Source organism: Azonexus sp. (assembly GCF_036170495.1).
Taxonomy (GTDB): domain Bacteria; phylum Pseudomonadota; class Gammaproteobacteria; order Burkholderiales; family Rhodocyclaceae; genus Azonexus.
The window spans coordinates 11,524-16,860 of sequence record NZ_JAVHPH010000224.1 but is presented as its reverse complement, the minus strand read 5'-3'; the positions used below and the strand labels follow the sequence as shown (position 1 = coordinate 16,860).

Annotated in this window: 4 protein-coding genes; 3 read left to right on the top strand and 1 reads right to left on the bottom strand. The window is 62.6% G+C overall.

The window, feature by feature from the left end:
- Positions 1-87: 87 nt before the first annotated feature.
- The gene (locus ADADOO_RS07690; RefSeq protein WP_511276419.1) at positions 88-1,848 is read left to right on the top strand and encodes a putative bifunctional diguanylate cyclase/phosphodiesterase; all 1,761 of its coding nucleotides are present in this window, start codon (positions 88-90) and stop codon (positions 1,846-1,848) included.
- Here ADADOO_RS07690 and ADADOO_RS07685 read toward each other — a convergent pair.
- Positions 1,838-3,337, bottom strand: coding sequence for a polyamine aminopropyltransferase (locus ADADOO_RS07685; protein WP_511276417.1), 1,500 nt, complete (start codon positions 3,335-3,337; stop codon positions 1,838-1,840). The two genes, ADADOO_RS07690 and ADADOO_RS07685, sit on opposite strands and share 11 nt — an antisense overlap.
- 97 nt (positions 3,338-3,434) lie before the next feature.
- Here ADADOO_RS07685 and ADADOO_RS07680 point away from each other — a divergent pair, with 97 nt between their 5' ends.
- Positions 3,435-3,992: a YceI family protein gene (locus ADADOO_RS07680; protein ID WP_511276416.1), complete on the top strand. Its 558-nt coding sequence runs from the start codon at positions 3,435-3,437 to the stop codon at positions 3,990-3,992.
- 90 nt (positions 3,993-4,082) lie between these two features.
- Positions 4,083-5,192, top strand: coding sequence for a bifunctional 3,4-dihydroxy-2-butanone-4-phosphate synthase/GTP cyclohydrolase II (ribBA, locus tag ADADOO_RS07675; RefSeq protein WP_511276414.1), 1,110 nt, complete (start codon positions 4,083-4,085; stop codon positions 5,190-5,192).
- Positions 5,193-5,337 lie beyond the last annotated feature (145 nt).

The following is a 5,337-nucleotide window of genomic DNA, read 5'->3' as shown; positions in this document are numbered from 1 at the left end:
TTGCCGAAGCCAAGCAATGAAGCCATATTTAGGCTAAATTTCCTGTTTAACGTCTAGAATAGGGTCATATCCAGTCAGACTGACGCCATGACCCGCGCTACCGTAGTAGGCTGCACCGAGCCCCTCCAAGACCAGGAGACTCTCTCCGGAAAGGTCTTTCGGCGTGCCTTCGAACACAGCAATGAAGGCATGCTGGTGACCGACAGCGGCAAGCTGATTGTCGCGGTCAATGACGCACTGTGCCGGCTCAGCGGGTACTCGGCAGAGGAATTGATCGGGCAGAATCCGCGCATTCTGTCCTCCGGGCGGGCGACGCCCGAGTTTTATGCAGCCCTGTGGCAAGCGCTGAACACCGAGGACTACTGGGAAGGCGAGATCTGGAACAAGCAGAAGGATGGTGCCAACTATCTGCGTTTCGTGAAAATCTCAGTGGTCCGCAAGGACGATGGCGGCATCGGGAACTATGTCGCCAATTTCAGCGAAATTGACGCCAGCCATGAGGTGGCCGACCGCCTGGCCCATCTGGCCTATCACGATCCGCTGACCAATTTGCCCAACCGGCTGGCCTTCGAATCGCAGCTGGCCCAGTCGTTGCGCAGTTGCCTGCGGGAGAATAACCAACTGGCCCTGATGTTGATCGACCTCGACAACTTCAAGAACATCAACGACACGCTGGGCCATCACGTCGGCGACCAGTTGCTGCAGAATGTCGCCCAGCGCCTGCGTGAATGCGTGCGCGCCAGCGATCTCGTGGCGCGCATCGGCGGCGACGAATTTGTCGTCGTCCTGCCCGAGATCGAATCACCGCTGACCGCCGCCCGCGTCGCCAGCAAGATTCAAAGCAACCTGGCCGACAGCTACCGGATCGCCGATCACGTGCTCTACGCGACGCCGAGCATCGGCATCAGCCTCTACCCGATTGACGGCAGCGATCCCGGCACCCTGCTGCGCAACGCCGACACTGCGATGTATCACGCGAAAAGGGCCGGCCGCAACAATCACCAGTTCTATACGGCCCGCATGAACGAAGCGTCGGGCGAGCGCCTGGCCATGGAGAACGAGCTGCGCCAGGCCATCGCCGCCATTTCGCCGGCGAGCAGCGAGTTTTCGCTGCACTTCCAGCCGCAGGTCGAAACGGCCAGCGGCCGCGTCCTCGGCGCCGAGGCGCTGCTGCGCTGGACCAACCCAAAATTCGGGCTGGTCTCGCCGCTGCGGTTCATTACCATCGCCGAAGAAACCGGCCTGATCCAGCCGCTCGGCGATTGGGTGATCTGGGAAACCTGCCGGCTGATCCGCCTCATGAAGCAGCAAGGCATTGCTGGCATCCGCATCGCCATCAATATCTCGGCCCAGCAGTTGCGCCACGAAAACCTGTTGCTCCTCGTCCGCGGCGCACTGGCCTGTTACGACCTGCGGCCGGAAGACATCGAGCTCGAAGTCACCGAGAGCACGGCGATGGAAAACCCGGAAATGACGCTGTCCATCCTCGACCAGCTGGCCACCATGGGCATCGTGCTGGCCATCGACGATTTCGGCACCGGCTACTCCTCGCTGGCTTACCTCAAGCACCTGCCGATCAGGCGCCTCAAGCTCGACCGCTCCTTCGTCACCGACATTGAGACCGACATCAACGATGCCACCATCTGTGCCGCGACCATTGCGCTGGGCCACAGTCTGGGTCTCGAACTGGTCGCCGAGGGCGTCGAAACCGAGGCCCAACGCCACTTTCTGGCCGAGCTGGGCTGTGACATCCTGCAAGGCTACCTGTACAGCCGGCCGCTGCCGTTCGATGACGCCGTGGCCTACCTCAAGGCGCACCTCGCGCCGCTCAGCGGCGCTAACGGATGACCTGGCGCCACTCGGCCTCGAAGGTGCGCACCAAAACCTGGTTGTTCAACTGATTGACTTCGGCAGGCAGGCGCGCCATGTCGGCCGGGAACTCGAACAGACCGGGCAGAATTTCCGATGTCAAAAATCGCGTTTTTTCCCGGTCGACCGTGGGAATGGAGAATTCCTGGCGGCCGGCAATGATGTAGCCCCATTCGCCGAAGGACGGGACCAGCGCGTGATACGGCGCTGTCTTGAAACCGACACTTTCCAGCGTCGTCACGACGCACCAGAACGATTGCCGGGCATAAAGCGGCGAGGTCGACTGGACGACGATCAGGCCGCGCGCCGACAGGCGTTTTTCGAGCAGGCGGTAGAAAGCCGAGGTATAGAGCTTGCCGAGCGCGTAGTTGTTCGGATCAGGGAAATCGACGACGACGAAGTCGAAATACTCGCGGCTTTCCTCCAGCCATTGCAGGGCATCGGCGTTGACCACCGTGACTTTCGGCGAACTGAGTGCGCCCTGATTGAGGGCGACGAGGGCCGGCGCCTCGGCGAACAGATCGGTCATCGCCGGATCGAGATCGACCAGCGTCACCGCCTCGACATTCGGATACTTGAGGATTTCGCGCACGGCCAGCCCGTCCCCGCCGCCGAGCACGAGAACCCGCTTCGCCCCGGGCAGGCTGGCCAGACCGGGATGAACCAGCGCCTCGTGGTAGCGGTATTCGTCGTGCGATGAAAACTGCAGGTTGTTGTTGATGAACAGGCGCAGGTCGTCGCGCCAGCGGGTGACGACGAGGCGCTGGTAGGGGGTCGTTTCGGCGTGGATGATGTCGTCGGCGTAGAGATGGGTTTCGGCGATGGTCGTCAGTTGCCCGGCCCCGGCAAAACCGCCGGCGAGCAGGCCGAAGACCGTCCAGCTCTGCACCGCCAGCCAACGCCGCGACGGCAGTTGGTCGCGGAACAAATGCAGCGCCCAGAGCGCCACGGCAACGTTGAGCACGCCAAACAGCAGCCCGGTCCGCACCATGCCGATCTGCGGCGCCAGCACCAGCGGAAAGAGGATGGAGACGGCCAGCGCGCCGAGATAATCGAAAGTGAGCACTTGCGATACGAGATCCTTGAAGGCCAGTTCGCGCTTCAAAATGCGCATGACGAGCGGAATCTCCAGCCCGACGAAGACGCCGACGCCGAACACGGCGAGATAGAGCACGAGCTTGAACGGCGCCGACAGCCAGGTAAAGACGAGGAACAGCCCGATCGCCGAAAAGCCGCCGAGCAGGCCGACCATGAGCTCAATCTGAATAAAGCGTCCGACCAGGTCACGCGTAATGTATTTCGACAGCCACGACCCGGCGCCCATGGCGAACAGGTAGGTGCCAATCACCGTCGAGAACTGTGTCACCGAATCGCCGAGCAGGTAGGACGACAGGGCACCGGCGATCAATTCGTAGGCCAGCCCGCAGGAGGCGATGACGAAAACGGAGAAAAGGAGGGCATGCCGCATGGGCAGCGATCTTACTCGAAATGGCGGGAACGGCTTGCCGAGGGAGAGGTCAGAACGCCATCGCCATTTCATTTTTGGCCTTTTTTTCCGGTTGACCGTGAGACTCCTCCCCGCCCTGCTTTTTTCCGCCTGCCTGCCGCTCGCCCAAGCCGCCGAATACACCATCGACCCAGCGCACACCTACGCCAACTTCGAGATCGACCACCTCGGCTTTTCGACGCAGCGCGGCCAGTTCAACCGGAGCAGCGGCATCGTCGAATTCGATCCCGAAGCCAAAACCGGGCGCATCGACATCAGCATCGAAACCGCCTCGCTCGACACCGGATTTGCCCTGCGCGACGATGTGCTGCGCGGCGACGACTGGTTCAAGGCCAAAGACTTCCCCTACATTTTCTTCCGCAGCCAGAAGCTGATTTTCACCGAGGAAAAACTCAGCGCCGTCGACGGCGTCCTCGTCATGCTCGGCGAAAGCCGGCCGATGCGCCTCGAAGTCAGCCGCTTCAAATGCGGCCTCAACCTGGCCAGCCGCAAGCGCGGCTGCGGTGCCGACGCCAGCGGCGTGCTGCGCCGCTCCGAATTCGGCCTGAGCAACGGCCTGCCTTTCATCGGCGACGAAGTCCGCCTGCGCGTCCAGGTCGAAGCCTATCTGCCCTGAATATCGTCTGAACCCAGGCACTAAAGTCATGTGCCAATCCCCTGTTTCTGCGAAAATAGCACCCCCCTTTTGCTGTTCCCGGACCCCCCAATGCCACCCCATCCCGCCATCGCCAGCACCGCCGAGATCGTCGCCGAACTCAAGGCCGGTCGCATGGTCATCCTGGTCGACGAAGAAGACCGCGAAAACGAGGGCGACCTCGTCATGGCGGCCGAACACATCACCCCCGAGACGATCAATTTCATGGCCAAATTCGGCCGTGGCCTGATCTGCCTGACGCTCACCGAAACCCGCTGCAAGAAGCTTGGCCTGGCCCAGATGGCGGCCAACAACAAGGCCCAGTACGGCACCGCCTTCACCGTTTCGATCGAAGCCGCCGAAGGCGTCACCACGGGCATCTCGGCCGCCGACCGGGCACACACCATCCAGGTCGCCGTGGCCAAGAACACGACCATCGACGACATCGTCCAGCCCGGCCACGTTTTCCCGATCACCGCCCGCGAAGGCGGCGTGCTGGTCCGCGCCGGCCACACCGAAGCCGGCTGCGACCTGGCCGGCATGGCCGGTCTTGAGCCGTCCTCGGTGATCTGCGAAATCATGAACGACGACGGCACCATGGCCCGCCTGCCGGAACTCATCGAATTCGCCAAGGAACATGGCCTCAAGATCGGTACCATCGCCGACCTCATCCACTACCGCGCCGCCTCGGAAACGCTGGTCAAACGTGTCACCAGCAAGACGATCAGCACCGCCCACGGCGATTTCACCCTGCACGCCTACGTCGACCAGGCGAGCGGCGCCACCCATCTGGCGCTGGTCAAGGGCCACATTCCGGCCGGTGGCGAGACGCTGGTCCGCGTGCACGAACCGCTCTCCGTGCTCGACTTCCTCGACCCGTCGAGCAAGCGCCAATCCTTCTCGATCGAAGAAGCGCAGGCCGCCATGGCCAAATTCGGCCACGGCGTCATCGTCCTCATGCACCGCCCGGAAGACGGCGAAGCCATCCTCTCCCGCCTGACCGGCACCGCCCCCTGCGCCCCGGTCAAATGGGACCCGCGCACCTACGGCATCGGCGCCCAGATCCTGCGCGATGTCGGCGTCACCAAGATGCGCCTGCTCTCCAGCCCGCGCAAGATGCCCTCCATGACCGGCTTTGGCCTCGAAGTCACCGGTTTCGTCAGTACGCCGGCGGAGCTATGAAATGACACAGCCCCCACGCTCACTTTGTTCGCTGCCCCCCAAGGGGGCGCAGGCCGCCCGCAGGGCGGCCCTTCAGGAGACCTGAGATGGCCCGTTTCGACAACATCTTTGAATACGAAAACAAGCTCGACGGCGCCGGCCTGAA